This window comes from Rhizobium sp. Leaf384 (genome assembly GCF_001424065.1).
Taxonomy (GTDB): Bacteria; Pseudomonadota; Alphaproteobacteria; order Rhizobiales; family Rhizobiaceae; genus Ferranicluibacter.
The window spans coordinates 1,728,742-1,753,994 of record NZ_LMQE01000001.1 but is presented as its reverse complement, the minus strand read 5'-3'; the positions used below and the strand labels follow the sequence as shown (position 1 = coordinate 1,753,994).

The window sequence follows — 25,253 nt, the reverse complement described above, 5'->3', positions numbered from 1 at the left end:
CGTTCACCGCATGGGAGCCGCGATAACATGGGAGGATGACATGTCGGAACAGAGCCACCGTCTTCAAAGCCGCTGGGATGATGCCGTTGCCGAGGGTCTCGACGAGCCAGGCAAGCTTCTTTATCGCTCGAATCTGCTAGGCGCCGACAAACGAATCACCAATTACGGCGGTGGCAACACGTCGGCCAAAGTGATCGAAGCCGATCCGCTGACGGGCGAGCCTGTCCGCGTTCTCTGGGTGAAAGGCTCCGGCGGCGACGTCGGTACGATCAAGCTCGACGGATTCGCAACGCTCTATCTCGACAAACTGGAAGCACTGAAAGGCCTCTATGCCGGTGTGGCGGACGAAGACCGCATGGTCGGCTTTCTTCCGCATTGCACCTTCGCGCTCAACCCGCGCGCCGCGTCCATCGACACGCCGCTGCACGGGTTCGTGCCCTTCACCCATGTCGACCACATGCATCCCGACGCGATCATCGCGATCGCGGCCTCCAGGAATTCGCGCGAGCTGACGAAGGAGGTTTTCGGCGACGAGATCGGCTGGCTGCCCTGGCGCCGTCCGGGCTTCCAGCTCGGACTTGATCTTGCCGCCTTCGTGGCCGCCAACCCCCATGCCAAGGGCGTGGTGCTCGAAAGCCATGGGCTCTTCACCTGGGCCGACGATGCCAAGGCTTGCTACGAGCTGACGCTCGACATCATCAACCGGGCGATCGACTGGTTCGCAACGAAGACGGAGGGCAAGACCATCTTTGGCGGCGCGGTCGCGTCAAGCCTCGACGAAGGTCGACGCCGCGCCATCGCCGCGCGGCTGATGCCCGAAATCCGCGGCCGCATCGGCCGGGAGGAACGGAAGCTCGGTCATTTCGACGATCAGCCTGCCGTGCTGGAGTTCGTCAATTCCGCCGATCTTCGGCGTCTCGGCGCCCTTGGCACCTCCTGCCCCGATCATTTCCTGCGCACCAAGATCCGCCCCTTGATCCTGGATTTCCATCCCGATGCCGAACAGGGCATCGATGCGGTGGTGGATGGGCTCGATGCAGCGCTTGACGCGTACCGGGCCGATTATGCCCGTTACTACGAGACCTGCCGGCACGAAAATTCGCCGAACATGCGCGATCCGAACCCGGTGATCTTCCTCATCCCGGGTGTTGGAATGCTTTCCTTTGCTCGCGACAAGGCGACAGCCCGCATTGCTGCCGAATTCTATGTCAATGCGATCAATGTCATGCGCGGCGCGTCCACCGTGTCGGAATATCAAGGGCTGCCGGAACAGGAAGCCTTCGATATCGAATACTGGCTGCTCGAGGAGGCCAAGCTCCAGCGGATGCCCAAGCCGAAGAGCCTGGCTGGCCGCGTCGCCTTCGTCACCGGCGGTGCTGGCGGCATCGGTCGCGCCACGGCCACCCGCCTGATCGCGGAAGGGGCCTGCGTGGTGCTGGCCGATATCGACCAGGCGGCGCTCGATGGTGCCCAGGCGGACTTCGCCAAACGCTATGGCGCCGATGCGGTGCGGAGCGTCAAGCTCGACGTGACCGACGAGACCCAGGTGGCGGAAGCCTTCGCAAAGGGTCTCGTCGAATTCGGCGGCCTCGATATCCTTGTCTCCAATGCCGGCATTGCGTCCTCCGCGCCCGTCGAGGAGACCGATCTCGCCATGTGGAACCGCAATATCGACATTCTGGCGACCGGCTACTTCCTCGTCTCGCGCGAGGCCTTCCGCCTGTTCCGTCGCCAGAAGCTGGGCGGCAACGTTGTCTTCGTCGCCTCCAAGAACGGTCTCGCTTCGTCGCCCAACGCGTCGGCCTATTGCACGGCGAAGGCTGCCGAAATCCATCTCGCGCGATGCCTTGCGCTCGAAGGCGCCGAAGGCGGCATCCGCGTGAACACGGTCAATCCCGATGCGGTCCTGCGCGGATCCAAGATCTGGGATGGCGAATGGCGCGAGCAACGCGCGGCCTCCTCCAAGATCGAGGTCAGTGATCTCGAGGAACATTACCGCAAGCGATCCATGCTCAAGGTCAATATCCTGCCGGACGATGTGGCCGAAGCCATCTACTTCCTTGCCTCCGACCTGTCGGCCAAATCGACCGGCAACATCATCAATGTCGATGGCGGCAACGCGCAGAGCTTTCCGCGCTAGGGTTGTCAGGATACGTGAGGGAGGAGACCATCATGACGGATCACCGTATCGCGCTCGACCTGGTCGCTGCGCATAACGAACGCCATGCCGCGGCGCAGGCTGCCGATTATCAGGCGCTCGGCGAACATTTGTCGCGTCGGGGCATCGACATCGAAAGCGTGACGGAGAAGGTGTCGCGCTTCCACGTCGCCGTCCCTTCCTGGGGGGTGGGAACCGGAGGCACGCGATTCGCCCGCTTCCCGGGGATCGGCGAGCCCCGCGGCATCTTCGACAAGCTGGCCGATTGCGCCGTCATCCATCAGCTGACGCGCGCGACGCCCGGCGTGTCCCTGCATATTCCCTGGGACAAAGCCGACCCGGCCGAATTGCAGGCGGCTGCGAAAGCCTACGGGCTGCATTTCGATGCCATGAACTCCAACACGTTCTCGGATGCGGAAGGGCAGGCGCTGTCCTACAAGTTCGGCTCGCTCAGCCATGCCGATGCGGGAACCCGCACGCAGGCGGTCGAGCACAATCTCGAATGCATCGAGATCGGCCGTGCCATCGGCTCGAAGGCGCTGACGGTTTGGGTCGGCGACGGCTCGAATTTTCCGGGCCAGAGCCACTTCACCCGCAGCTTTGAGCGATATCTCGCTTCGATGGGTGATATCTACGCGGCTCTGCCGGAGGACTGGCGCCTGTTCTCCGAGCACAAGATGTACGAGCCGGCGTTCTATTCCACGGTCGTCCAGGATTGGGGCACGAGCTATCTCATCGCCTCGACACTCGGCCCGAAAGCCCAGTGCCTGGTCGATCTCGGCCACCATGCCCCGAACGTCAACATTGAAATGATCGTCGCCCGGCTCACCCAGTTCGGGAAGCTCGGCGGCTTCCACTTCAACGATTCGAAATACGGCGACGATGACCTCGATGCGGGCTCGGTCGATCCCTATCGCCTCTTCCTGGTCTTCAACGAACTCGTTGATGCAGAACATCACGGGATCCGGGACTTCAACCCGTCCCACATGATCGACCAGTCGCACAATGTCACCGATCCGATCGAGAGCCTGATGTCCAGCGCCAACGAGATCCGTCGCGCCTATGCGCAGGCCCTCCTCGTCGATCGCGCGGCACTGGATGGATATCAGGATGAAAACGATGCCCTGATGGCATCCGACACGCTGAAGCGCGCCTTCCGTACGGATGTGGAAGCGATCCTTGCAGAAGCGCGACGCCGCGACGGCGGGGCGATCAATCCGATTGCCGCCTACCGCGCGAGTGGATACCGCCAGAGGATCGGCGCCGAACGGCCGGCGGCGCGGGCCGGCGGCGGCGGCATCGTCTGATCGGACGACCGGTCAGGGCGCCTGTTGGCCAGCGCCGGCAGGCGGCTGGTCCCGGACTTCGCCGGGGCTCGACACGAACAGATAAACGCCGGCGAGCACCGCGCCGGCAAGCAGCAGCGTGATGACGAAGGTCGTCATTCTTCGAAAGGCCGGGGCCCGACGTTCTCCCATTGCATTTTCCTTTATCGCTTCCGGATCCTCAACCCGCAGGAGAGGCGAGAGTTCCCTTCCGAATCCCCCGATCACAGGCCGACACCCTCGGTCTGGAAGCGTACGGACGACCGGATCCCCGCGTTTGGGTTGTGCGCTTTAAGACGACGTTCACATCCATCGCGTCTTATCTGGTCGTCAAAGTTGGGAAAGATCAATGTCATCAACCTGCCAGGGATGTCGCGACGGCGCCGAATTCCACATACCATTTTCCATGGCGTTTCAGCCGATCGTCGATGTCGCGACCAAGACCACTTTCGCGCATGAAGCGCTGGTCCGCGGTATCGCGGGCGAGGGCGCCGGCACCGTCCTTTCGGCCGTCGATACCGAGAACCGTTATGCCTTCGACCAGCAGTGCCGGGTCAAGGCCATCGAACTTGCTTCACGCCTCTTCGGCGCGCAAAGCGACGTCGGCCTGTCGATCAACTTCCTGCCCAATGCCGTCTACGAGCCGCGCGCCTGCATTCGACTGACGCTGGCCGCCGCCGCCCGAACCAAGTTCTCACCGAAGAACATCATCTTCGAATTCACGGAAGGCGAGATCCTGGACACGGCGCATCTTCTCAACATCCTGAACACCTATCGCCAGATGGGCTTTCGCACGGCGATCGACGATTTCGGCGCAGGGCACGCCGGCCTGGCGCTGCTGGCCAAGTTTCAGCCGGATATTGCCAAGCTCGATATGGACCTTATCCGCAATATCGACACCGACAAGGCGCGCCAGACCATCGTCCGCCACACCGTGGCCATGCTGCACGATCTCGGCGTTACGCCCCTCTGCGAGGGCATCGAGACGGAAGGCGAGGCGCGCGTGCTGGAAGAACTCGGCGTGCGGTTGATGCAGGGCTATTTCTTCGCGCGCCCGAGCTTCGAGGCACTTGCCCAGCCTGCGCCGGGATCGATGACGCTCGGGCAGCCGGCGTTCGCCCAGATGCGGACCGCGCATTGATCCAGAACCTCGCGCGTCATCAACCGATGACGCGCTTGTACTCGGCCTCTGCAAAGCCGTAGGAGCCTCCGGCGAGCCGTTCCAGGCCCTGGCGGTCGCGCACGGTGACGGTGCCGCGGCTGGATCGAATCAGATTGTCGCCTTCCAGGATATGCAGCGCCGTCGTCACGCTCGGGCGACGCACGCCGAGCATCAGTGCGAGAAAATCATGGGTGAGGGACAGATCATCGTCGCCGGCGCGATCATGGGCCATCAGGATCCAGCGCGCCAGCCGTTCGTTGATGGTGTAGCGCGCATCGGCAAGCGCCGTTGAGGCGACTTGCATCATGAAGGTATGTACGAATTTCATCAGCGCGCTGCGGATGGAAGGATGCTCCTTGAGCACGCGGCCCAGCCCTTCTGCACTGACACGCAGGGCTGGCCCTCCGATCTGCATGAAAGCCTGGTGCGGCGCCTCGGCGATGCCGAGCAGAAGTGGCAGGCCCGATAGCCCCTCCCGGCCAATGCAGCCGATTTCCACCCGTTGGCCGCTGGAATCCCGGATTACCTCGGAGGACAGACCGCCGAGAAAGAAGTAGGCGTGGGAGATCTTTTCGAAAGGCTCGTAGAGGACCTGACCATGCGCCAGATCGACCTGCTCGAGTTGCTCGAGCATGATATCGAGATCGGGCGAAGACAGGGAAGCAAGAAGGCCATTCTTCATGTAGATGTTAACGTCTCCGAAAAACAAGCAAAGTCAGCGCATTGAGAGTGGCATTACCAAGAGTGCGTGCCGATCTGCAAACGCACGCAGCGATTGGTCAGCGACCGTACGGAGGTTGCGGGAGGCGCGCGTTTCGGCGGGAACAATCTTTTTGCCCCGCTCCGGTTCCCTTGCTCATGGCAAAATATCGTCCATCGCCTCGTCATAGGTAACCGATGCGACGATGTCCCCGGCCTCGTCGCGGATCTGGATCGATGTCAACTCGAGTTTGCGTTCGATCTTCAGGTGCTCTGCAGCGATCTCCCGGATCGCGCGCTCTGCTTCTCGCCGCGCATCGTCCAGCGAGGCAACCTCTGCACCATCAAGATCGTCCAGCACGGCATTCCGCTCCACGATCTGAAAGTAATATCTTGGCATGCGCACGCGGGCTCCCGGTTCTGCAACGGCCTCTCGCCGATGCCCCCGCAACCGGGGATGTGGTCGAAAGTTCCAGCAAAGCGCACGGTTGACCGAAGCGTGAACACGGCATTTCCATGCCCGTGGCCTGCCCAACACCCCCCTTGTTTCGGTGCCTGATCTTCGCCCGGATTTCCAGATCGTGCTTGATCCTTTGTTCATATGCGCGCTGTAATCAGGATGTTCACCCCTCGGTGAGGAGCGCAAGCCTTGGTCGAAAATGAAGCCATGCTGCATCTGGCGCAACTCATGGACAGCACCGATGTCATGGTTGCTGTCTATGATCAGGATGATCGGCTGCGCTTTGCAAACGCTGCCTTTTGCGCCGCCTGGCATATAGCCGATGACGAGCGTCCGTTATGGTCCGATCTCATGCGGCGGAACTTCGCCGGCCGTCGCGGCACCGTCATTGCGGCAGATGATTTCGAGGCCTGGCTTCGCTCCGTTCTCGGACGCCGCGGGAAAACCGGCTTTCGCGCCTTCGAGACCGATCTTCACGACGGTCGCTGGCTATGGATGACGGAGACCATGCATGCCGACGGCTGGATGCTGTGTGTTGCATCCGACATCACGTCGTTGCGGCCGGACGAGCGCGAACTGCGTCAGGCGCGCGACATGGCAATCAAGGTGTCCCAAACCGATGACCTCACCGGCATTGCCAGCCGCCGTTTCGTAATGTCGAAGCTCGAGGCTCTCGTGAAGACGACACCGGCCCCGTCCGCGGCTCCGACAGGGAATATAGCGTCGGTGGGGTGCATCGCCGTTCTCGACATCGACAATTTCAAATATATCAACGACCGGTTTGGTCACAGCATCGGCGACGCCGTACTGAAGCATTTTGCCGAGACGATCCAGCGTCTCGTGCGCAAGACGGACGTTCTCGGCCGCGTCGGAGGCGAGGAGTTCGTCCTGGTTCTGCCGAATACGACGACGTGGGACGCCGAGGCAATTCTCTCCCGCATGTTGGGCGAGGTGCGCCAATCCCGCCCGGTGCGTGAGCAGGCGAGCTTTCGCTATACGTTCTCGGCCGGACTTGCCAGTGCACGGGCAGGCGACGACCCGGCCGATCTTTACCGGCGTGCCGATCTGGCGCTCTATGCCGCAAAGATGCGGGGTCGCGACCAGATCGGCATCGATGTGGATGGGCCCCGGGCGACCGGATGAGGGTTTGACCAGCGCCGTGCGGCTTCTTGCGGATGTCGATCTCACGACCGACCGTTCCCGGTTCTATGAGAAGAGCAGACCCAGTCCGTAGAATGCCGCCGCAATCAGGGCTGCCGCTGGCATGGTGACGATCCAGGCGATGACGATGTTGCCTGCAAGCCCCCAGCGAACGGCCGAAACGCGGCGGGCGGCGCCCACGCCGATGATCGCGCCCGTGATGGTGTGGGTGGTCGAGACGGGAATGCCGAGCCAGGTCGCGCCGAACAGCGTCAGTGCGCCGCCCGTTTCCGCGCAGAAACCCTGCATCGGGTTCAGCCGCGTGATCTTCGAGCCCATGGTGTGAACGATGCGCCAGCCGCCGAGCAGGGTGCCGAGCGCCATGGCCGACTGGCAGGTGATGACGACCCAGAACGGCACGTAGAAGTTCGATCCGAGATAGCCCTGACTGAACAGCAGCACGGCGATGATGCCCATCGTCTTCTGCGCATCGTTACCGCCGTGACCGAGCGAATAAAGCGAGGCCGAGATGAACTGCATGACGCGAAAGGTGCGGTCCACGGCGAAGGGCGTGTGGCGCACGAAGGTCCAGGACACGGCGAGAACCAGCACCAGCGCCAGGAAGAAGCCGATGGCCGGTGACAGGAAGATGGCGCCCACCGTCTTGCCGAGTCCGCTCCACACGATCGACGAGAAGCCGACCTTGCTCAGGCCCGCACCGACCAGCCCGCCGACCAGCGCATGCGAGGAGCTCGAAGGAATACCGAAGATCCAGGTGATGATGTTCCACACAATGGCGCCCATCAGCGCGGCGAAGATGACGAGCGGCGAGACGATCGCGGGATCGATAATGCCGGTGCCGAGCGTTTCCGCGACATGCAGGCCGAAGAACAGGAAGGCGATGAAATTGAAGAACGCGGCCCAGAGAACGGCATATTGCGGGCGCAGCACGCGCGTCGAAACGATGGTCGCAATGGAGTTGGCGGCATCGTGAAGCCCGTTCAGGAAATCGAAGAACAGGGCGATCGCGATCAGGCCGACCAGCAGCGGAAAAGCCAGCGAAGCGTCCATCAGACGTTCTCGATCACGATGCCGCTGATCTCGTCGGCAACGTCCTCGAACCGGTCGACCACCTTCTCCAGCTCGCCATAAATCTCGGCGCCGATCATATAGGCCATCGCATTGCCGGCCGTTCCATGACGGCGGAACAGATCCTTGAGACCGAGTTCATGCAGCTCGTCGGATCGGCCTTCGACCCGCGTGACATCCTCGGCGATCACGCTCAGTCGCTGTGCGTTGGCGCCGACCTTGTCGAGCAGGGGGATGGCCTGGGCAATGAGGTTTGCGGCCTTGATGATCTCGCCGCCCATTTCCCGCATCACGGGGTCGAATTCCGTCTGTTCGAACAGCCGGATGGTTTTCACCGTTTTGTGCATCATGTCGATGGCATCATCCATCGACTGGATCAGATCCTGGATGTCGCTGCGATCGAACGGGGTGATAAAGCTGCGGCGCACGGCCAGAAGCACGTCGCGCGTGATGGCATCCGCGCGGTCCTCGAGGGCCACGATCCGCGCGCAGTTCTGTTCGAGCTCGATTCCATTGAGCAGGTCGCCGAGAGCGCCGGCCGCCTCTACCACCAGGCGCGAATGTTCGGCGAACAGATCGAAGAACTTGTCTTCGCGGGGCATCAGCTTTCGGAATATGCTCATCATGTCAGTCGGCCTGCACCATTATGTCAGTGTCACAAAACTGTCATAAATGGTATCGGCACCTTCTAGCAACGCAGAGCGTCGATTTGACGGCATGAAACTTTTGAAAAAGGTTACGAAGAAGCAGACGAACCAGGCCGGTCATCTGTTGCAGCAACTGGCGACCATGCCGGCGAAGCTGTTCCAAGGCGCCTTTCGTCAGCAATATGGTGCCGTGTGTTTCCGCTATATCGGGCGTGGCGACGAGATCGAGATTCTCGTGATCACGACCCGGGAGAGCCGGCGCTGGGTCATTCCCAAGGGCTGGCCGATGAAAAAGAAGAAGCCCTATCGCGCAGCCGCGATCGAGGCTTGGCAGGAAGCGGGTGTTCGCGGTCGTACACGCAAGAAACCGGTTGGCCGCTACACCTATTTGAAATGGCTCGACGATGGCGATGTGGCGCCCTGCATCGTCGACCTCTTCCAAATCGAGGTCAAAAGCGTCAGCGATGATTTCAAGGAGCGTGGCGAACGCGTGCTTGCCTGGGTGTCGCCTGACGAGGCGGCCCGCCGCGTGCGCGAGATCGAGCTGAAATCGATCCTGGTGGAGTTCAAGCCGCAGGGGCCGCGCCAAGCGGAACCGGCGCGCCCGGGCGGGCGCAAGAGCGCCTGAGGCGCGCCTTGCCGGTCCTGCTCGCCGGTCATCCTTGCCGGCCATGCCTTTCCGTCATGCTGGCCGGCGCTGGAGAGGCAAAACGCATCCTTGCGTCCTCGTCGCCTCTCCGGTCGTCCTCAGCCAGAGAAGCTCACCCGGACGCCGCGTTGCCGGAAATAGGCCTGCATCGTCTTGCGGCCCGAGCGGTTGTTCTGTGCGAGCTTGGCAGGATCGAACACCGCCTCCGTTGCGCCTTCCCGGGCAAGCGCCGCCTTGAGGCTTGCAATATGCTCGTCGATCTCTGCATTCCCCGCCTGGAGCGATGCATAAATCTTCTCGGTTACCTCGGCTACGGTCTGTTCGCTCACACGCTCTGTCCCTTGCTTCAAAAAGCGGTCCGATAACACGATTTGGCAAATCGCCATACTGCAGACTGCCGATACATGGCATGCCGCCATTAAGATCGACAGCGATCGGGATTTCAGCGGAAGAGAAGCAGAAGGATGGCGGACAGGGAGGGATTCGAACCCTCGGTACGCTTTCACGTACACACGCGTTCCAGGCGTGCGCCTTAAACCACTCGGCCACCTGTCCTTGACATCGTCACCGCCGGTTTGTGCGATGAGCGTGTTGCGCGGATGGCGAGCGATCGCGACCGTGTGCAACGGTTCGCCAAAACCCATACCGGGAAATCCTGCGAACGGCGCGATATATACCGAGGATCTCACGGCGATCAACCGAAATCTGACAGATTTTTCCGACAGGCTGCACGGTCTCCGTCGACCACATCTCCATGCGCGGAGCGGTGCCCGGGGTCGGATTGCCATTGCGCTCCGGCGGCGGCAACCTATCTTTATGCAAGGATGCGTCGCCGAACGGCGGAAATGCCGCGCCGGAGCGCGTTCAGGCTTCGTCGGGCAGGACGGATCCCGGTATGCAGTTGGTGCGGGAACCTGAGCGGCTTTGCATTTAGGATCTGGCGCGTATCAGGATCTGGACGGCAAGCAGGCAGGCGGTAAAGGTCATGGCAATTCTCTTCAGGCTCGCCAGTTGTCTCGCACTGATCGCCGCGATCGTTGCGGGAACGGTGGATGCCATCCGCTCCGTTGCGGAAACCGCGGTGGTCATGACGCCGCTCGGGATCGCGGTCGCCTCGATCAGCCCCTACTGGCTGGAGGTGGTGGAGGCTCTGGAGCGACCGGACGGCAGCCTTGCCGTGTTTCAGCCCGTCCTGCGTTGGTGCCTGCAACAGCCGGCCTTCGCGGTCTTCCTGGGGCTGTCGTTGGTGTTGTGGATGGGCGGCTATCGCCGGGCGCGCAAGCGCCGACTGGCCTGAGACGGTTTGCCACCGTCCTCATGCAGACCCTGCGATCCGGCGTGGACGGACATGCAGCGCAGCGCAAGGCGAGCAGGACGGCGACGGACACCGGCGCCGAAACGAACATGAGTCGTCTGCCGGAACGCCCGGACGACGCCTATGCTGGGCAGGAACCCCGTTTCTGCCCATGACGTGATTCTTGAATGATTGAACGATCCCTCTGAATGGAGACGAGCACCATGTTTCTGACCGAACTTTTCAGCAAGAAGACCACCATGCCCGAGCCTCACAACGCGCTTCCGGGGCGCGAAACGCCCTTGCCCACCGCGACGCACCACGCCGTGAACGGGCAGCCTTTGAAAGGTCCTTATCCTGAAGGAATGAAAACCGTCTTTCTCGGTATGGGCTGCTTCTGGGGCGCCGAGCGCCTGATGTGGCAGCTCCCGGGCGTCTATGTGACCGCCGTGGGCTATTCCGGCGGCTTTACCAAAAACCCGACCTATCAAGAGACGACGACCGGGCTGACGGGGCATACGGAAGTCGTTCTGGTCGTCTACGACCCCAAGGTGGTCTCTTTCGGCGAGATCCTGAAGGTCTTCTTTGAAGAGCATGACCCGACACAGGGCATGCGTCAGGGCAACGATGTCGGCACGACCTACCGGTCCGCTATCTATGTTCGAGACGAGGCGCAGCTTGCCGAGGCAAAGACCGCACGCGATGCGTACCAGGCGCAGCTGAAGAAGGCTGGCCACCGGGAGGCGATCACCACCGAAATCGCGATGGCCGATACCTTCTACTTTGCAGAGCCCGAACACCAGCAGTATCTCGCCAAGAACCCGAACGGCTATTGCGGTCTGCGGGGAACCGGCGTGACCTGCCCGGTGCCCGCCTTGTAGTCGCGACCGGAATGCAGGGGGAGCCGAACGCGAGGCCGCCGAACTTGAGGCCCGTGATCTCAGGCCCATGCTCTTAGGCCCGTGATCTCAGGCTGGCACCTCCTGCCTTCCAATCGAAGGCTGTGTTGCAGGAAACACGACGGTGAGATCCTTGCAACGCACCGCAACGGTGAGGCTCGAAAACCCCTTCAGGACTGCAATTTGATCGAATTCGGAGGTCGCTGGGCAACGGCGCAGCGGCCTCTCACGGGCGTCCCCACGGTCCACGATCCAGCCTCAAACCGGGTCGACGAGCGTCGGTCTATTTTTTACCAGTTGAAAAATTTCGGGTGTATTTTCCAAAGGCCCATGCAAGGATACATCTCAACCAAGCCCGCTCATCCGCGCGGCCGGTTCCGCAGACATGCTTCCGACACAAGAGAAGCGTGCGGGAGGACCCAGAAAACACATGGTAACAAACAGGGCTGCACAATGAAGAAAACCCTCCTCGGTCTCTTTGCCTTTTCGATGATGTCGGCCACGGCGCTGGCCGCTGACATCAAGCCTGCGGTCATCTACGACCTCGGCGGCAAGTTCGATAAGTCCTTCAACGAATCCGCCTTCAACGGCGCCGAGAAGTTCAAGGCCGAAACCGGCATTGCCTATCGCGAGTTCGAAATCGCCAACGATGCGCAGCGCGAGCAGGCACTTCGCCGCTTCGCCGGTGACGGCAACAATCCGATTGTCATGGCTGGCTTTTCCTGGGCCGCCGCTCTCGAAAAGGTATCCGCCGAATATCCGGACACCAAATTCGCCATCATCGACATGGTTGTCGACAAGCCGAACGTCAAGTCGGTCGTCTTCAAGGAGCAGGAAGGCTCCTATCTCGTTGGCGTTCTCGCAGGACTGGCGTCGAAGTCGAAGACCGTGTCCTTCATCGGCGGCATGGATATTCCGCTGATCCACAAGTTCGCCTGCGGCTATATCGGCGGTGCCAAGTCCACGGGCTCTGACGTCAAGGTTCTCGAAGCCTACACCGGCACCACGCCGGAAGCCTGGAACGATCCGGTCAAGGGCGGCGAAATTGCTAAGTCGCAGTTCGACCAGGGCTCGGATGTTGTCTACCACGCTGCCGGCGGTACCGGTGTCGGCGTGCTCCAGGCAGCCGCAGACGCGGGCAAGCTCGGTATCGGCGTCGATTCGAACCAGAACGGCATGCAGCCCGGCAAGGTTCTGACCTCCATGCTGAAGCGTGTCGACGTTGCCGTCTACGACAGCTTCATGAGCGCCAAGAACGATACGTTCAAGACCGGTATCTCCAATCTCGGCTTGAAGGAAGACGGCGTCGGTTATGCCGTCGACGATAACAACAAGGCGCTGATCACGCCGGAGATGCAGGCAGCTGTCGAAAAGGCGAAGGCCGATATCATCGCCGGGACGGTCGAGGTCCACGACTATATGACGGATGAATCCTGCGCTTATTGAGGGCTTGCGGGACTTGAGAGCGCTGGCGGCCTCGTGGCCGGCAGCGCCTTCGCGCTCCATCCTGGCTCAGTAATGCGGTGGCCGGGTGATGGCAGGAGCCTCTAGCGAGGTCTCTTCCAGCGTCAGGAACCGTTCGGTCAGGCGGTCGAGTTTCGTGCGAACCTGGTCCACGATCTTCCATTGATCGGCAAGCTGCTGCGACAAGTCCTCGATCGTGCGAGCCTGATGAGCGATCGTTTCCTCGAGGGTCGTCATCCGCGTCTCTGTGCTCGTCATGGTCATCCTCTTCCTCTTGCAGCGGGTCGTGTCTCGTCGTTATAGAGCATGCCGCCTGAAAGTGCGCAGCGGTTTTGGTATGGCAGGTTGCGGCGCGGGACGCCGTGCGGAAAAATGTTAAGACGAAATAAGGATGTGTTTTCGCGCACCTCTTTCGAAAGGCCTGTGGCAGTTGCCGCTGGCGATGTTACCCCAAGGCTCCGTGCTCTTCTTGAAGCGCGTCGCCGGACAGATCAAGCAAGCACCCGGCGGCATGGCCTGCCGACAACGGGTATCGGGAACGGGGATGCGGCTGCCATGAGCGATATCGCGATTGAGCTTCGGGGCATCGACAAGAGCTTCGGCCCTGTCCACGCCAACAAACATATCGACCTGGTGGTCAGGAAGGGAACGATCCACGGGATCATCGGCGAAAACGGCGCCGGCAAGTCGACGTTGATGTCGATTCTCTACGGCTTCTACCAGGCCGATCACGGCGAGATCCTCGTCGATGGCAAGGTGTTGACGATCAAGGATCCGAACGCGGCGATCGCGAGCGGGATCGGCATGGTGCACCAGCACTTCATGCTGGTCGAAAATTTCACCGTGCTCGAAAACGTCATGCTCGGTGCCGAGGACAGCCAGGTCCTCAACGCCTCCATTTCCAAGGCCCGCATCGAACTGAAGCGGCTGGAAAAGGAATATGCGCTGGAGGTCAATCCCGACGCCGTGATCGAGGAACTGCCCGTTGGCCTGCAGCAGCGCGTGGAAATCCTGAAGGCGCTTTACCGCAAGGCCGACATCCTCATTCTCGACGAGCCCACCGGGGTTCTGACGCCTCCGGAGGCCGACCACCTGTTCCGCATCCTCGAGCAGCTGAAGAATCAGGGCAAGACGATCATTCTGATCACCCACAAGCTGCGCGAGATCATGGCCGTTACCGATGCGGTGTCCGTCATGCGCCGCGGCGAAATGGTCGCCACGCGCCAGACGGACCAGACCTCGGTCGAGGAGCTTGCCGAGCTGATGGTCGGGCGGCGCGTGCTGCTGCGGGTCGAAAAGGGCGAGGCCCGTCCGGGCGACGTCAAGCTTTCGGTGCGCAACCTGACGGTTCGCGACGGTCGTGGCGTCACCATGGTCGACGATGTGTCCTTCGATCTCCGGGCCGGCGAGATCGTCGGCATCGCAGGCGTTGCGGGCAATGGCCAGTCCGAACTTCTCGAAGCCATCGCCGGCATCCGCCGCGCAACCGGCGGAACGGTCGAGCTCAACGGCTCCGCGGTCGACATCACCGGTCTTGCGGACCCGGCCGAGCTGCGCACTCGCGGTCTTGCCCACGTACCGGAAGACCGCCATCACGTCGGACTGGTGCTGAAATTCGAGGAAAGCGAAAATGCCATCCTCGGCTATCACCGCGATCCCGCCTACAAGAAGGGTGCGCTGCTCGACATCGCCGCCATGCGTGCAGATGCCGAAGAGAAGATCGCCCAATACGACATCCGCCCTCCAAACCCGCGCCTAAAGACGGCCAACTTCTCCGGCGGCAACCAGCAGAAAATCGTGCTGGCCCGCGAGATGGAGCGCAATCCCGATGTGCTGATTATCGGCCAGCCGACGCGCGGCGTCGATGTTGGCGCCATCGAGTTCATCCACAAGCGGATCATCGAGATGCGCGACCAGGGGAAGGCGGTGCTTCTGGTTTCGGTGGAGCTGGACGAAATCCGCGCTCTGTCGGACCGTATCCTCGTAATGTTCGCCGGCCGCGTTGTCGGCGAGCGCACCTCGGATGCCAGCGAGGGCGATCTCGGCCTGTTGATGGCCGGCGTCGAAAACCGCATGGAGGCCGCGCAGTGAGCAACCCTTACGCCAAATTGCCCGGCTGGGCCGAATACGGGCTCATTCCGCTCATCAATCTCGTCGTCGCGTTCCTCGTTGCCGGCCTCGTCGTGCTCCTGGTGGGTGAAAATCCGCTGGAGGCCGCCTATCATCTGATCAACGGCGCTTTCGGTCGCGGCGAATACATCGGTTTCACGCTCTATTATGCGACGACCTTCATCTTCACCGGCCTTGCGGTCGCCGTCGCCTCCCATGCCGGCCTCTTCAACATCGGCGGCGAAGGTCAGGCTTATGTGGGCGGCATCGGCGTAGCGCTTGTCTGCCTCTGGCTCGATCGCATCATGCCCTGGTACGTCGTCTTCCCCTTGGCGATCCTGGGGTCCGCAGCCTTCGGTGCCATGTGGGCCTTCCTGCCCGGCTGGCTGCAGGCCAAGCGCGGCAGCCACATCGTCATTACCACCATCATGTTCAATTTCATCGCTTCGAGCCTGATGGTCTACCTCTTGACCCGTGTTCTCAAGCCGCTTGGCTCCATGGCCCCGCAGACGCGCACCTTCGAGGCGGGCGGGCAGTTGCCGAAACTTGACTGGCTGCTTGGCCTCTTCGGCCTCGACATCGGCAATGCCCCGTTCAACGTGTCCTTCCTGCTGGCGCTTCTGGCCGCCTTCGGCTGCTGGCTCCTCATCTGGCGCACGCGGCTTGGCTACGAGATGCGCGTCATGGGTCACAGCCCCTCTGCCGCGCGCTATGCCGGCATCAAGGATGCCCGCATCACCGTTATCGCCATGATGATTTCGGGCGCCTTGTGCGGCATGATGGCGCTGAACCCGATCATGGGCGAGCAGTTCCGCATGCAGCTCGATTTCGTGCAGGGCGCGGGCTTCGTCGGCATCGCCGTCGCCCTCATGGGGCGCTCGCACCCGGCCGGCATCATTCCCGCCGCCATCCTCTTCGGCATGCTCTATCAGGGCGGCGCAGAGATCGCCTTCGAGATGCCGACGATCTCGCGCGACATGATCGTCATCATCCAGGGCCTCGTCATTCTCTTCGCCGGTGCGCTCGAAAACATGTTCCGCCCGGCGATCGGGCAGATCTTCGCCTCTGTCGCCAGCCGCCGGTCGGCTGCCGCCACCAAGGGAGCCTGATCCATGGATGTCTTTCACATGCTGGTGACGGTGCTGGAATCGACCATCCGCGTCTCCGTGCCCCTCATCTTCGCAGCCTTGGGCGGTCTTTTTACCGAACGGGCGGGCGTGTTCGACATCGGGCTCGAGGGCAAGATGCTGGGCGCGGCCTTCGCCGCCGGCGCCGTCGCCGCGGTCACAGGCTCGGTCTGGGCCGGTCTGCTGGCTGCGATCCTTATTTCCGTGCTTCTGTCGCTGGTGCATGGCTATGCATCGATTACCCAGCGCGGCAGCCAGATCGTCTCGGGCGTTGCCATCAACTTCATCGTCTTCGGCTCCACCATCATTCTCGGCGAAGCATGGTTCCGCCAGGGGGGCCGTACCCCGGCGCTGGCGGGCGATGCGCGTTTCGCCACCATCACGTTTCCCTTCGCCGACGAGATCCGCCCCGTTCCCGTCATCGGTCCGATCTATGCGGACCTGATCTCCGGCCATTTCTTCCTGACCTATCTCGCCTTCGCCATGGTCCCGATCACCTGGTGGATCCTCTATCGGACCCGATTCGGCCTGCGGCTGCGCGCCGTCGGCGAAAATCCGGGTGCCGTGGATACGGCCGGCATTTCGGTCGTCTGGATGCGATACCGCGCTGTCATCTGCTGCGGCATTCTTGCGGGTCTCGGCGGGGCCTATCTGTCGCTCGCCATGACGGCCGGCTTCGTCAAGGGCATGACGGCGGGCAAGGGCTACATCGCGCTTGCCGCGCTGATCTTTGCAAAATGGAAGCCGCTCAACGTCATGCTCGCCTGCCTGCTCTTCGGTTTCCTCGATGCGCTGGCCATTCGCCTGCAGGGCAATCCGCTTCCGTTGATCGGGCAGATCCCGGTGCAGCTCATGCAGGCGCTGCCCTATATTCTCACCGTCATCCTTCTCGCCGGTTTCATCGGCAAGGCCGTGCCGCCCAAAGCCGGCGGGGTACCCTATGTCAAGGAGCGCTGATCTCATGGCGAATGATCTCTTCGAGGCTGCACGCAAGGCCATGGCGCTGGCGCATGCGCCTTATTCCAAGTTTCCCGTTGGGGCGGCCATTCGCGCCGAGGACGGCACGATCTATGCTGGCGCCAATATCGAGAACCTCTCCTTTCCCGAAGGCTGGTGTGCCGAAACCACTGCGATCAGCCACATGATCATGGGCGGCGCGCGGAAGATCCTGGAGGTCGCCGTCATCGCCGAGAAGTTGCCGCTTTGCCCGCCGTGTGGTGGCTGCCGCCAGCGCCTGTCGGAATTTGCCGAAGCCGGCACGCCGATTTATCTCTGCGACGAGACCGGGGTGAAGAAGACGGTCGTTCTCTCGGACCTGCTGCCGCATTCCTTTGCCACGGACACGATCGGCTGAACCTCTGCGTCCACGGCCGCGGATGGCCGTCAAGGCGTGTGAATGGCTTTGCCAAACCCCGGCAAAACCTTTACCGCATCAGGACCGAACGCGCCCAAGGAGGCACCCATGACTCTGGAAGCCAGCAACCGTCAGCTCGCCTCTCTCGCGCTGTCCCTGCTCGATCTCACCGACCTCAACGATGATTGCACGTCGGAGGCGATCGAGGCTCTGTGCGCCAAGGCGCGCACGCCACATGGCTCGGTCGCCGCGATCTGCATCTGGCCGCGTTTCGTGCGCCAGGCGCGCGACATTCTCGGAAGCGCAAACCCCGTGCGCATTGCGACCGTCGTCAATTTTCCCTCGGGCGCGTTGTCGGTCGATGAGGTGGTCGCCGAAACCGCGCGCGCGATCGCCGACGGCGCCGACGAGATCGACCTTGTCATTCCCTACCGCGCTCTGATGGCAGGCGACGAGCAGGCGGTGCGCGACATGATCCGCGCCGTGCGCACGGCCTGCGGCGATGCAGTCCTTCTCAAGACCATTCTGGAAACGGGCGAACTGAAGGAGCGGGGGCTGATCCGCAACGCCTCCCTTCTTGCCATCCAGGAGGGTGCGGATTTCATCAAGACCTCCACCGGCAAGGTGGCCGTCAATGCAACGCTGGAAGCGGCCGACATTATGCTGACGGCGATCCGCGAGAGTGGTCGGCGCGTCGGCTTCAAGCCGGCGGGCGGCGTGAAAACCGTGGCGGACGCTCGGCTCTATCTGACGCTTGCCGCCACCATTCATGGTCCGGACTGGCTGATGCCCTCGACATTCCGCTTCGGTGCGTCGGGTCTTCTCGGCGATATCCTTTCCGTTATCGATGGACGCGAGTCGCTTGCAGCCCCAGCGGCGTATTGAGGCGATGATCCCGCAGGAGATCATCCGCCGAAAGCGTGATCGCGTCGTTCTCGAACCCGACGACATCGCGGCCTTCGTCGCCGGAATGGCCGATGGATCCATTGCGGATGCCCAGGTGGCGGCCTTTGCCATGGCGACGTGGTTCTCCGGCATGACGCGTGCAGAAACGGTGGCGCTGACGGTTGCCATGCGCGACAGCGGCACGGTGCTGGACTACAGCGTGCTCGGACGCCCCGTGGCGGACAAGCATTCGACCGGCGGCGTCGGCGACAATGTCTCCCTCATGCTTGCGCCCATCCTTGCAGCGTGCGGTCTCGTCGTCCCCATGATTTCCGGCCGTGGCCTCGGGCATACGGGTGGAACCCTCGACAAGCTCGAATCCATTCCCGGCTACGACATCGCCCCCTCCGTGGAAACGCTGCGTCGCGTGATGGACAGCGTCGGCTGCGCCATCATCGGCCAGACGGCGGATCTCGCGCCGGCCGATCGCCGGCTCTATGCCATTCGCGACGTGACCGCCACCGTGGATTCCGTGCCGCTGATCACCGCCTCCATCCTGTCGAAAAAGCTTGCGGCCGGCCTCGGGTCGCTTGTGCTCGACGTGAAGGTGGGCAGCGGCGCATTCATGGAGTCACAGGGCGAAGCCGAAATCCTCGCGCGGTCGCTGGTCGATGTGGCCAATGGCGCAGGGCTGCGCACGACCGCGCTCATCACGGACATGAGCGAGCCCCTGGCCGATGCCGTCGGCAATGCGCTTGAAATCCGCAATTGCCTCGCCTTCCTGCGCGGGGAAAAGCAGGGCACGCGTCTGGAGCAGGTGGTAATGGCGCTTGCGTCCGAGATGTTGCTGGTGGCCGGCGTCACCTCGGGCCCTGTCGAGAGCCAGGATGCAGCGCGGCGGGCGCTCGAAAGTGGAGGGGCGCTCGAGGTCTTCGGCCGGATGGTGGCAGGACACGGCGGGCCGGCCGATTTCGTCGAGCGTCCAGACACCTATCTGACGACGGCGCCCATTTCGCGTCCTGTCGTGTCCGACCACGCGGGCGTTCTGCAGACCTGCGACGCGCGCGCGATCGGGATGGCTCTGATTGCGCTCGGCGGAGGGCGGACCCGGGCCGACCAGGCGATCGACCACAGCGTCGGCTTTTCCGACATCGTCCCGCTCGGCCACCGCGTCGCAGCGGGSGAGCCGCTGGCCGTCGTCCATGCCGCAAGTGATGCTGCGGCCGACGAAGCTGCGGCCGCCTTGAAGGCAGCCTACACGGTGACAGACGGCGCATTCGAACGGCGTCCCATCATTCTTTCGCGCCTCACCGCCTGAAAGCCGACCACAGACCGAAAGCCGACCTCAGACCGAAAGCCGACCTCAGCGTCTCAGACGCAAGGAACCGTCTTCGACGGCGAAGGACGAGAGGCGATTGAGAAAGCTCATTCCGACCAGCGTTTCCGAAAGGGCTGTATCCGGCAGCACCATCGCCTGCACGTTGTCCACGGCGATGCTTCCGATCTTCACGCGCTTGAGCGTCACCGAAGCCGCCTTCGCCAGGCCATTCGCGGTGGAAACCGGGACGGAATAGTCGAGCGTCGAGAGCGAAAGACCGATACGCCGTGCGGTGCTCTCGTTCAGGGCGACCACGGTTGCGCCCGTATCGATCAGGCCGCGAACGCTGCGGCCATTTAGTTCGAGCGCGGCACTGAAATGCCCGCCTTGTGTCGCCGAAAGGACCACTTCGCGCGTGCCGACCGCAGCCGGCAGCGCCGGATCTGCGGCGGCAGGTATCCGCTGCACCGAAGCGTCTGGCTTTGACGCCCGGTCAAGCGAGCGGTCTGCAAGATGCGGCAAGGTATAGGCGCAAAGGCCGGCAAGACCGGCGATCATCAGCACGCGGCTCAGCATGCCCGCAACTCCTGAACGAAAGGACGATGGCTGAGCGTACCGCACAGGGTCTTTAACAAGGTGCAAGGACGGCGCCGTCTGCCCGGTCTCTCGTCTGGAAGAGTTAACGAACCTTACTTCGTGCCGTACATCCTGTCCCCGGCGTCGCCGAGACCCGGCATGATATAGCCCTTCTCGTTGAGGTGGCTGTCGATCGAGGCGGTGAAGATCGGGACATCCGGATGTACGGCGTGGAAATTGGCGATCCCTTCGGGAGCGGCGAGAAGGCAGAGGAACCGCAGGTTGACGGCGCCGCGCTCCTTCAGCTTGTCGATCGCGGCAATCGAGGAGTTTCCGGTTGCCAGCATCGGATCGACGACGATCACCAGCCGTTCCGCCATGTTCTCGGGCGCCTTGAAGTAGTATTCCACCGCTTCGAGCGTTTCATGATCGCGGTAGACGCCGACATGCGAGACGCGCGCGGAGGGAACCAACTCCAGCATGCCTTCGAGAAGACCGTTGCCAGCCCGCAGAATGGAGGCGAACACCAACTTCTTGCCTTCGAGCACGGGCGCCTGGATCTGCTGCAGCGGCGTATCGATGGTTTCCATCGTCAGCTCCAGGTCGCGCGTCACCTCGTAGCAAAGCAGCGTGGAAATCTCGCGCAGAAGCCGGCGGAACCCTGCGGTCGAGGTTTCCTTCTTGCGCATGATCGTCAGCTTGTGCTGGACGAGCGGATGGTCGATGACGGTAACGCTGGTCATGCTGGAAGCCTCTTGCCGCGACGGATGGTCATCCGTCCTTTTTCCATGGAAAGACCTGCCGCTGCAAGTCCGCCGCCACGCCGTCCCCAACCGATCGGGCGCCGCGCCTAGGCTTGGAGCTTGGACAGCAACGTCGCGCGGGTGTCCTCGTCGACGAAGGCGGCCTCGATCGCGGTGCGGGTCATCGCATCGATCTCGTCGTCGCGGAACCCCATGACCTCCGAGGCGATATCGTACTCCTAGGCAAGCGACGTCTGGAAAAACGGCGGGTCGTCCGAATTGAGCGTGACGCGGCACCCGGCATCGCGCAGCGCCTGCAACGGATGCGCGTGAAAGCCGGGAAAGACATTGAGCGCGATGTTGGAGCCGGGACAGGTTTCCAGGACGACGCCCTCTGCAGCCACCCGGCGGACGAGATCGCCATCCTCGATGGCGCGCACGCCATGGCTGATGCGCGAAGGCCTGACGACGTCGAGCGCATCGCGTACGCTCTCAGCCCCTGCCATCTCGCCAGCATGGATGGTGAGGCCGAGCCCCGCATCGCGGGCGATGTCGTAGGCGCGGGCAAAATCGGCGACCCGGTACATGCGCTCCTCGCCTGCCAGATTTAGGCCTGTCACCAGAGGGTGATCGCGCCGAGCGGCGAAGCGTGAGGTCTGTTCGGCTCGTTCGGGGCCGAGATGCCGGATGAGCGTGATAATCATCCGGCCCTCGATGCCGGTCTTTGCCTTGGCGGCCTTGATCCCTGTCGCCAGGCCCCGGAGATAAGCGTCGGCGCCGATGCCGATCGTGTTTCCGTGGTCAGGCGACACGATGATCTCGCTGTAGATCGTGCCGGCTGCGCTCAGCTCCGTCAGATAGGTTTCCGCGAGCGCGGCATAGTCTTCCTCCGTGCGGAACAGCGAGGCGACGCGATCGTAGCAGACGATGAATGCGCTGAAATCACTCCAGACATAGGCTTCGTCCTCGATCAGACCGGAGACGTCGACACCGTATTTTTGCGCCTGCGCACGTGCGAGCGCGGGTGGTGCCGCGCCTTCGATGTGGCAGTGCAACTCCGCTTTCTTCAGGTGCAGCGTCACAGGAAACTCCTTCCATGGGGGCCGGGGGCGATGCCGAGATGCTTGGCCACCGTCTCGCCGATGCCGGCAAAGCCTGGAATGATTCCGATGGACCGGCTGCCGAGACCGGGGCCGAAGACGAGGACGGGTACACGCTCTCGCGTATGGTCGGTGCCGCGCCAGGTCGGATCGCAGCCGTGGTCGCCGGTCAGGATGACGATGTCGCCGGGCTCGAGCACGGCATCGAGTTCGGGCAGCCTGCGGTCGAAGGCTTCGAGCGCCGCCGCATAGCCCGCGACATCCCGGCGATGGCCGTAGAGCATGTCGAAATCGACAAAATTGGTGAAGACGAGATCGCCATCTTCAGCTTCGACGATCGCCTTCAGACTGGCGTCGAACAGCGCATCATTGCCGTTCGCCTTGATCGTGCGGCCGATGCCCTGATGCGCAAAGATATCGGCAATCTTGCCGACGGCATGAACGGTACGGCCCGCATCAGTCAACCGGTCGAGCAGCGTCGGCTCCGGTGGCAACACGGAATAATCGCGCCGATTGCCGGTGCGTGTGAAGTCTTGCGCGCTCCGTCCGATGAAAGGCCGCGCGATCACCCGTCCGATATTGACCTCGTCCAACAGGCGGCGAACCGTCTCGCAGAAGGCCAACAGACGCTCCAGACCGAAGGTTTCCTCGTGTGCAGCGATCTGGAAGACGGAATCCGATGAGGTGTAGCAGATCGGCTTTCCCGTCCGCAGATGCTCTTCGCCCAGCCGCGCGATGATATCGGTTCCCGAGGCATGGCAATTGCCGAGAACGCCGGGGACGTTGCCCTCTTCGCAGATTCGCGCGACCAACGTCTCCGGAAAGGCATCGCCCTCATTGGGAAAATAGCCCCAGTCGAACTGCACCGGCGTGCCTGCGATTTCCCAGTGGCCCGACGGCGTGTCCTTCCCGCGCGAGACCTCTTCAGCCGCGCCGTGGAGTCCCGTGACGGTCTCGGGCAGCGCGACGCCGGCCGGCATGCCGCCACTCGACAAGCGGGCAGCATGGTAAAGCCCGCGTGCGGCCAGGTTGGGAAGCATGAGAGGTCCGCTGCGCAGACCGTGCCGGTCGGCAGCCCCGGCTGCACAGAATTCGGCAATGTGTCCGAGCGTGTCGGCACCCTCGTCACCAAAAGCAGCGGCATCCGGCGCGCCGCCGATACCGAGGGAATCCAGAACGAAGAGAAATGCCCGCACGCCCCGCAGTCTCCTGAACGATCTGCCGCGCAAGGCGGCGTCATGAGATCGGCGCCTGAGCTGCACCGACAATGGCGGCAAGAGATACGCTTCGCCTTACGCTTTTGCAAACCGACTGCCGTGGGACGGATAGGGCAGGGAGGGGATGTGGCGGTTGGGCAGTACGGCAACGGCGCGGAACGGGCTATTTGCAGAGCGAGCAGGTGATCCCGAGGCCGACGCGCTGGCGATAATAGTAGCTTTCCGACAGGTTCATGATGCGGACGGAATTCTCCTGCGTGCCGGGCGGCGACATGAGAACCAGTTCGTAGGGAACCGAAAACTCCGAGCGGACGACGAAGGTGTTGAGAACATTCAGATCCGCGGGAACGGCGACAATCGTGTTTACGGCATAGGGGGTTCCCCCTTTTTCGTCGCGCGACCAGGCAACCACACCGACGCCCGGGGCCGTCACGCGGATACCGGACACTTTCAAGGCGTAGTTGCTCACGGAAAATGGCGCCATGATGCTCAGCGCGACATTCTTCATGCCGTCGAGTTCCGTCGGTGTCACCTCCGTCTTCTGGCTGAGGATATCGGCGACGGTGCCGGTCGCTTGGGAGACCTTCTGTGACATGTTGAAGCCGACGGACAGTTCGAACGCTCCGAGATAGATCATCAGGAGGATCGGCGCGATGAGCGCAAACTCGATGCCGCTCGTTCCCCGCCGATCCCGGGCAAGGCGTTGGATCCGGGAGAAGGGGTTGGGGACGGTGCTGCGGTCGTGGCTGAGGTTTGCGCCCGGCATGTCAGTATTTCTCGTTCATGAAGGCGGCGGTGGTTGCCATCAGGTAGTCGTTCGGCATCGAGCTGCCGGCAGCGCGCAGATTGGTGATGTAGGGCCGCACGAGATCGGTCACGACGGTCCAGCGGTAATAGGCGCGGATCAGGTTGATCGATCCGGGGCCGCCGGGGGCAAAGTTGAAGCCGGACGTGTCGAGATCTGTGCCCTTGCGCGGAATGGCGGTCGGAATATCGGCAAAGCTCGCATAGCTGCGAACGTCGATCAGCAGCTTGGACGGTGCTCCTGCCTCGGTTGCCGAGCAGCTCAGCATGGCCGTCAGTTCGCTGCAGAAGGCACTGCGAAACTGGGTCTGGCTCATGTTTGCCGGCAGGAGGCCGGTTCGGATCTTGCGGGCCATGGTCTGGGTCGCATTGGCGAGAATCTGCTCGCCGGTAAAAGCGATGAAGGTCTCGATCGAGGCAAAAATGACCATGAGAAAGGGAATGACGAGAATGGCGAACTCGATAGCCGCCGCGCCCTTGCGGTCGCGCGCAAAGCGACGGGCAAGCTTCCCGCGCACCGGTGCCGTTCCGCTATCCTGTTCGTCATCCCGTCTGGTAAGCGTCATTGTCCCCGCCATGTTTTGCGTGAACGCCAGCTTACTTGGAAAGCGTTTCCACTTCGTAACGTGGTGACGACGCATTGTGGTGAAGAGGCATTGTGGTGAAGGCAGGCAAACGGCGAAAGCCGTTACTTCTTCGAATGCTCTTCGCAGCTCGGCGTGCAGGTGAGAATGGCGCGGGCCGTGGAGCGATATACGCGCAAGGTGTTGCCCTCATCCGTCGAGACGAGGATGCGCTGATCGACGATCGGGTTGTCGTTCTCGTCGAGAATGACGATGTTGGTCGTGCCAATGGACTTGCCGGTCAGCACGATGGTCTGCGCGTCGGCCACGGTCGCATCGGCAATTTCGGCACTGCCGATAATGACACGGCTGACGCTGCGATCGAGCTTCAGGACGCGTGCGTGATTGAGGTAGACGTTCATCAGCGCTGCATCCTGCGCCATCGCCGGCCCGGCACTGACAAGGCCCGCA

At 62.5% G+C, this 25,253-nt stretch carries 27 protein-coding genes, 1 tRNA gene and 1 pseudogene; 14 read left to right on the top strand and 15 right to left on the bottom strand.

Going from position 1 to position 25,253, the window contains the following annotated elements; all coding sequences use genetic code 11:
• The first annotated feature begins 40 nt into the window (after window positions 1-40).
• Together ASG25_RS08080 and rhaI are read left to right on the top strand one after the other, a co-directional pair.
• The gene (locus ASG25_RS08080) at window positions 41-2,140 is read left to right on the top strand and encodes a bifunctional rhamnulose-1-phosphate aldolase/short-chain dehydrogenase (RefSeq protein WP_062471641.1); all 2,100 of its coding nucleotides are present in this window, start codon (window positions 41-43) and stop codon (window positions 2,138-2,140) included.
• A gap of 32 nt (window positions 2,141-2,172) precedes the next feature.
• Window positions 2,173-3,465, top strand: a complete 1,293-nt coding sequence (gene rhaI, locus ASG25_RS08075) for an L-rhamnose catabolism isomerase (protein ID WP_062471638.1) — start codon at window positions 2,173-2,175, stop codon at window positions 3,463-3,465.
• A 12-nt stretch (window positions 3,466-3,477) separates the two neighbouring features.
• On the opposite strand, the gene ASG25_RS23125 is transcribed toward rhaI, so the two are convergent.
• On the bottom strand, window positions 3,478-3,636 hold the full coding sequence (locus tag ASG25_RS23125) for a hypothetical protein (protein ID WP_164490734.1): 159 nt from the start codon (window positions 3,634-3,636) through the stop codon (window positions 3,478-3,480).
• A gap of 196 nt (window positions 3,637-3,832) precedes the next feature.
• Here ASG25_RS23125 and ASG25_RS08070 point away from each other — a divergent pair, with 196 nt between their 5' ends.
• Window positions 3,833-4,624 (top strand): EAL domain-containing protein, encoded by a 792-nt coding sequence (locus ASG25_RS08070; protein WP_062471635.1) that lies wholly within the window; start codon window positions 3,833-3,835, stop codon window positions 4,622-4,624.
• Window positions 4,625-4,643: 19 nt separating this feature from the next.
• On the opposite strand, the gene ASG25_RS08065 is transcribed toward ASG25_RS08070, so the two are convergent.
• On the bottom strand, window positions 4,644-5,327 hold the full coding sequence (locus tag ASG25_RS08065) for a Crp/Fnr family transcriptional regulator (protein ID WP_062471633.1): 684 nt from the start codon (window positions 5,325-5,327) through the stop codon (window positions 4,644-4,646).
• A 174-nt stretch (window positions 5,328-5,501) separates the two neighbouring features.
• On the bottom strand, window positions 5,502-5,744 hold the full coding sequence (locus tag ASG25_RS08060; protein ID WP_062471630.1) for a hypothetical protein: 243 nt from the start codon (window positions 5,742-5,744) through the stop codon (window positions 5,502-5,504).
• A gap of 267 nt (window positions 5,745-6,011) precedes the next feature.
• On the opposite strand from ASG25_RS08060, the gene ASG25_RS08055 reads away from it, so the two are divergent.
• Window positions 6,012-6,947 (top strand): diguanylate cyclase, encoded by a 936-nt coding sequence (locus tag ASG25_RS08055; RefSeq protein WP_062472442.1) that lies wholly within the window; start codon window positions 6,012-6,014, stop codon window positions 6,945-6,947.
• Between the two features lie 63 nt (window positions 6,948-7,010).
• On the opposite strand, the gene ASG25_RS08050 is transcribed toward ASG25_RS08055, so the two are convergent.
• Together ASG25_RS08050 and ASG25_RS08045 are read right to left on the bottom strand one after the other, a co-directional pair.
• A complete protein-coding gene (locus ASG25_RS08050; protein ID WP_062471627.1) occupies window positions 7,011-8,015 on the bottom strand; it encodes an inorganic phosphate transporter in 1,005 nt (334 codons plus the stop codon).
• On the bottom strand, window positions 8,015-8,659 hold the full coding sequence (locus ASG25_RS08045) for a DUF47 domain-containing protein (RefSeq protein WP_062471624.1): 645 nt from the start codon (window positions 8,657-8,659) through the stop codon (window positions 8,015-8,017). The genes ASG25_RS08050 and ASG25_RS08045 overlap by 1 nt, the downstream gene beginning before the upstream one ends.
• Window positions 8,660-8,750: 91 nt before the next feature.
• Between ASG25_RS08045 and ASG25_RS08040 the strand changes: the two genes are divergently transcribed.
• Window positions 8,751-9,308, top strand: a complete 558-nt coding sequence (locus ASG25_RS08040) for an NUDIX hydrolase (RefSeq protein ID WP_062471621.1) — start codon at window positions 8,751-8,753, stop codon at window positions 9,306-9,308.
• Window positions 9,309-9,427: 119 nt separating this feature from the next.
• On the opposite strand, the gene ASG25_RS08035 is transcribed toward ASG25_RS08040, so the two are convergent.
• Entirely contained in the window at window positions 9,428-9,658 is a 231-nt protein-coding gene (locus ASG25_RS08035) for a hypothetical protein (protein WP_062471617.1), read from the bottom strand.
• 136 nt (window positions 9,659-9,794) lie between these two features.
• A tRNA-Ser gene (locus tag ASG25_RS08030) sits at window positions 9,795-9,884 on the bottom strand.
• A 430-nt stretch (window positions 9,885-10,314) separates the two neighbouring features.
• On the opposite strand from ASG25_RS08030, the gene ASG25_RS08025 reads away from it, so the two are divergent.
• The 3 genes from ASG25_RS08025 (at window position 10,315) to ASG25_RS08015 (ending at window position 12,968) form a co-directional block, all read left to right on the top strand.
• Window positions 10,315-10,626: a hypothetical protein gene (locus ASG25_RS08025; protein ID WP_062471614.1), complete on the top strand. Its 312-nt coding sequence runs from the start codon at window positions 10,315-10,317 to the stop codon at window positions 10,624-10,626.
• A gap of 221 nt (window positions 10,627-10,847) precedes the next feature.
• On the top strand, window positions 10,848-11,504 hold the full coding sequence (gene msrA, locus ASG25_RS08020) for a peptide-methionine (S)-S-oxide reductase MsrA (RefSeq protein WP_062471611.1): 657 nt from the start codon (window positions 10,848-10,850) through the stop codon (window positions 11,502-11,504).
• A 471-nt stretch (window positions 11,505-11,975) separates the two neighbouring features.
• Complete coding sequence (locus ASG25_RS08015; protein WP_062471607.1) at window positions 11,976-12,968, top strand: BMP family ABC transporter substrate-binding protein; 993 nt, start codon at window positions 11,976-11,978, stop codon at window positions 12,966-12,968.
• Between the two features lie 66 nt (window positions 12,969-13,034).
• Here the strand turns inward: ASG25_RS08015 and ASG25_RS08010 are convergent, their stop codons facing one another.
• The gene (locus ASG25_RS08010) at window positions 13,035-13,244 is read right to left on the bottom strand and encodes a SlyX family protein (RefSeq protein ID WP_062472439.1); all 210 of its coding nucleotides are present in this window, start codon (window positions 13,242-13,244) and stop codon (window positions 13,035-13,037) included.
• Window positions 13,245-13,541: 297 nt separating this feature from the next.
• Here ASG25_RS08010 and ASG25_RS08005 point away from each other — a divergent pair, with 297 nt between their 5' ends.
• The 6 genes from ASG25_RS08005 to deoA all read left to right on the top strand — a co-directional run bounded on the left by ASG25_RS08005 (window position 13,542) and on the right by deoA (window position 19,779).
• Window positions 13,542-15,077, top strand: a complete 1,536-nt coding sequence (locus ASG25_RS08005) for an ABC transporter ATP-binding protein (RefSeq protein ID WP_062471602.1) — start codon at window positions 13,542-13,544, stop codon at window positions 15,075-15,077.
• Window positions 15,074-16,204, top strand: a complete 1,131-nt coding sequence (locus ASG25_RS08000) for an ABC transporter permease (protein ID WP_062471599.1) — start codon at window positions 15,074-15,076, stop codon at window positions 16,202-16,204. The genes ASG25_RS08005 and ASG25_RS08000 overlap by 4 nt, the downstream gene beginning before the upstream one ends.
• A 3-nt stretch (window positions 16,205-16,207) precedes the next feature.
• The gene (locus ASG25_RS07995; protein WP_062471596.1) at window positions 16,208-17,179 is read left to right on the top strand and encodes an ABC transporter permease; all 972 of its coding nucleotides are present in this window, start codon (window positions 16,208-16,210) and stop codon (window positions 17,177-17,179) included.
• Window positions 17,180-17,183: 4 nt separating this feature from the next.
• Window positions 17,184-17,576 carry a cytidine deaminase gene (locus ASG25_RS07990; RefSeq protein ID WP_082475567.1) on the top strand — a complete coding sequence of 131 codons (393 nt, stop codon included), beginning with the start codon at window positions 17,184-17,186 and terminating at the stop codon, window positions 17,574-17,576.
• Window positions 17,577-17,684: 108 nt separating this feature from the next.
• Window positions 17,685-18,461, top strand: a complete 777-nt coding sequence (gene deoC / locus ASG25_RS07985; protein WP_062471589.1) for a deoxyribose-phosphate aldolase — start codon at window positions 17,685-17,687, stop codon at window positions 18,459-18,461.
• A gap of 4 nt (window positions 18,462-18,465) precedes the next feature.
• Window positions 18,466-19,779, top strand: coding sequence for a thymidine phosphorylase (deoA, locus tag ASG25_RS07980; protein ID WP_062471586.1), 1,314 nt, complete (start codon window positions 18,466-18,468; stop codon window positions 19,777-19,779).
• 45 nt (window positions 19,780-19,824) lie between these two features.
• On the opposite strand, the gene ASG25_RS07975 is transcribed toward deoA, so the two are convergent.
• From ASG25_RS07975 to ASG25_RS07945, 7 genes and pseudogenes are all read right to left on the bottom strand, one after another.
• The gene (locus tag ASG25_RS07975; RefSeq protein ID WP_062471583.1) at window positions 19,825-20,355 is read right to left on the bottom strand and encodes a TIGR02281 family clan AA aspartic protease; all 531 of its coding nucleotides are present in this window, start codon (window positions 20,353-20,355) and stop codon (window positions 19,825-19,827) included.
• A 113-nt stretch (window positions 20,356-20,468) separates the two neighbouring features.
• Entirely contained in the window at window positions 20,469-21,098 is a 630-nt protein-coding gene (gene upp, locus ASG25_RS07970) for a uracil phosphoribosyltransferase (RefSeq protein WP_062471580.1), read from the bottom strand.
• A gap of 107 nt (window positions 21,099-21,205) precedes the next feature.
• Window positions 21,206-22,180: pseudogene (locus tag ASG25_RS07965) on the bottom strand (adenosine deaminase).
• Complete coding sequence (locus tag ASG25_RS07960) at window positions 22,177-23,394, bottom strand: phosphopentomutase (protein WP_082479970.1); 1,218 nt, start codon at window positions 23,392-23,394, stop codon at window positions 22,177-22,179. Before ASG25_RS07960 ends, ASG25_RS07965 begins: the two are co-directional and overlap by 4 nt.
• A gap of 184 nt (window positions 23,395-23,578) precedes the next feature.
• Window positions 23,579-24,181: a TadE/TadG family type IV pilus assembly protein gene (locus ASG25_RS07955; RefSeq protein WP_062471577.1), complete on the bottom strand. Its 603-nt coding sequence runs from the start codon at window positions 24,179-24,181 to the stop codon at window positions 23,579-23,581.
• 1 nt (window position 24,182) lies between these two features.
• On the bottom strand, window positions 24,183-24,785 hold the full coding sequence (locus tag ASG25_RS07950; RefSeq protein ID WP_062472434.1) for a TadE/TadG family type IV pilus assembly protein: 603 nt from the start codon (window positions 24,783-24,785) through the stop codon (window positions 24,183-24,185).
• Between the two features lie 122 nt (window positions 24,786-24,907).
• Entirely contained in the window at window positions 24,908-25,225 is a 318-nt protein-coding gene (locus ASG25_RS07945) for a pilus assembly protein N-terminal domain-containing protein (protein WP_244475192.1), read from the bottom strand.
• Window positions 25,226-25,253: the final 28 nt, after the last annotated feature.

Excerpts from the sequence above, each read along its gene's own strand:
- msrA (WP_062471611.1), top strand. The coding sequence starts at position 10,848 with ATGTTTCTGACCGAACTTTTCAGCAAGAAGACCACCATGCCCGAGCCT.
- ASG25_RS23125 (WP_164490734.1), bottom strand. The coding sequence starts at position 3,636 with ATGGGAGAACGTCGGGCCCCGGCCTTTCGAAGAATGACGACCTTCGTC.
- deoC (WP_062471589.1), top strand. The coding sequence starts at position 17,685 with ATGACTCTGGAAGCCAGCAACCGTCAGCTCGCCTCTCTCGCGCTGTCC.
- ASG25_RS07950 (WP_062472434.1), bottom strand. The coding sequence starts at position 24,785 with ATGACGCTTACCAGACGGGATGACGAACAGGATAGCGGAACGGCACCG.
- ASG25_RS08025 (WP_062471614.1), top strand. The coding sequence starts at position 10,315 with ATGGCAATTCTCTTCAGGCTCGCCAGTTGTCTCGCACTGATCGCCGCG.
- ASG25_RS08065 (WP_062471633.1), bottom strand. The coding sequence starts at position 5,327 with ATGAAGAATGGCCTTCTTGCTTCCCTGTCTTCGCCCGATCTCGATATC.
- ASG25_RS08050 (WP_062471627.1), bottom strand. The coding sequence starts at position 8,015 with ATGGACGCTTCGCTGGCTTTTCCGCTGCTGGTCGGCCTGATCGCGATC.
- ASG25_RS07975 (WP_062471583.1), bottom strand. The coding sequence starts at position 20,355 with ATGCTGAGCCGCGTGCTGATGATCGCCGGTCTTGCCGGCCTTTGCGCC.
- ASG25_RS08040 (WP_062471621.1), top strand. The coding sequence starts at position 8,751 with ATGAAACTTTTGAAAAAGGTTACGAAGAAGCAGACGAACCAGGCCGGT.
- ASG25_RS07945 (WP_244475192.1), bottom strand. The coding sequence starts at position 25,225 with ATGGCGCAGGATGCAGCGCTGATGAACGTCTACCTCAATCACGCACGC.
- ASG25_RS08055 (WP_062472442.1), top strand. The coding sequence starts at position 6,012 with ATGCTGCATCTGGCGCAACTCATGGACAGCACCGATGTCATGGTTGCT.
- upp (WP_062471580.1), bottom strand. The coding sequence starts at position 21,098 with ATGACCAGCGTTACCGTCATCGACCATCCGCTCGTCCAGCACAAGCTG.
- ASG25_RS07955 (WP_062471577.1), bottom strand. The coding sequence starts at position 24,181 with ATGCCGGGCGCAAACCTCAGCCACGACCGCAGCACCGTCCCCAACCCC.
- ASG25_RS08005 (WP_062471602.1), top strand. The coding sequence starts at position 13,542 with ATGAGCGATATCGCGATTGAGCTTCGGGGCATCGACAAGAGCTTCGGC.
- ASG25_RS08015 (WP_062471607.1), top strand. The coding sequence starts at position 11,976 with ATGAAGAAAACCCTCCTCGGTCTCTTTGCCTTTTCGATGATGTCGGCC.
- ASG25_RS07990 (WP_082475567.1), top strand. The coding sequence starts at position 17,184 with ATGGCGAATGATCTCTTCGAGGCTGCACGCAAGGCCATGGCGCTGGCG.
- ASG25_RS07995 (WP_062471596.1), top strand. The coding sequence starts at position 16,208 with ATGGATGTCTTTCACATGCTGGTGACGGTGCTGGAATCGACCATCCGC.
- ASG25_RS08060 (WP_062471630.1), bottom strand. The coding sequence starts at position 5,744 with ATGCCAAGATATTACTTTCAGATCGTGGAGCGGAATGCCGTGCTGGAC.
- rhaI (WP_062471638.1), top strand. The coding sequence starts at position 2,173 with ATGACGGATCACCGTATCGCGCTCGACCTGGTCGCTGCGCATAACGAA.
- ASG25_RS08080 (WP_062471641.1), top strand. The coding sequence starts at position 41 with ATGTCGGAACAGAGCCACCGTCTTCAAAGCCGCTGGGATGATGCCGTT.
- ASG25_RS08010 (WP_062472439.1), bottom strand. The coding sequence starts at position 13,244 with ATGACGAGCACAGAGACGCGGATGACGACCCTCGAGGAAACGATCGCT.
- ASG25_RS08045 (WP_062471624.1), bottom strand. The coding sequence starts at position 8,659 with ATGATGAGCATATTCCGAAAGCTGATGCCCCGCGAAGACAAGTTCTTC.
- ASG25_RS08070 (WP_062471635.1), top strand. The coding sequence starts at position 3,833 with ATGTCATCAACCTGCCAGGGATGTCGCGACGGCGCCGAATTCCACATA.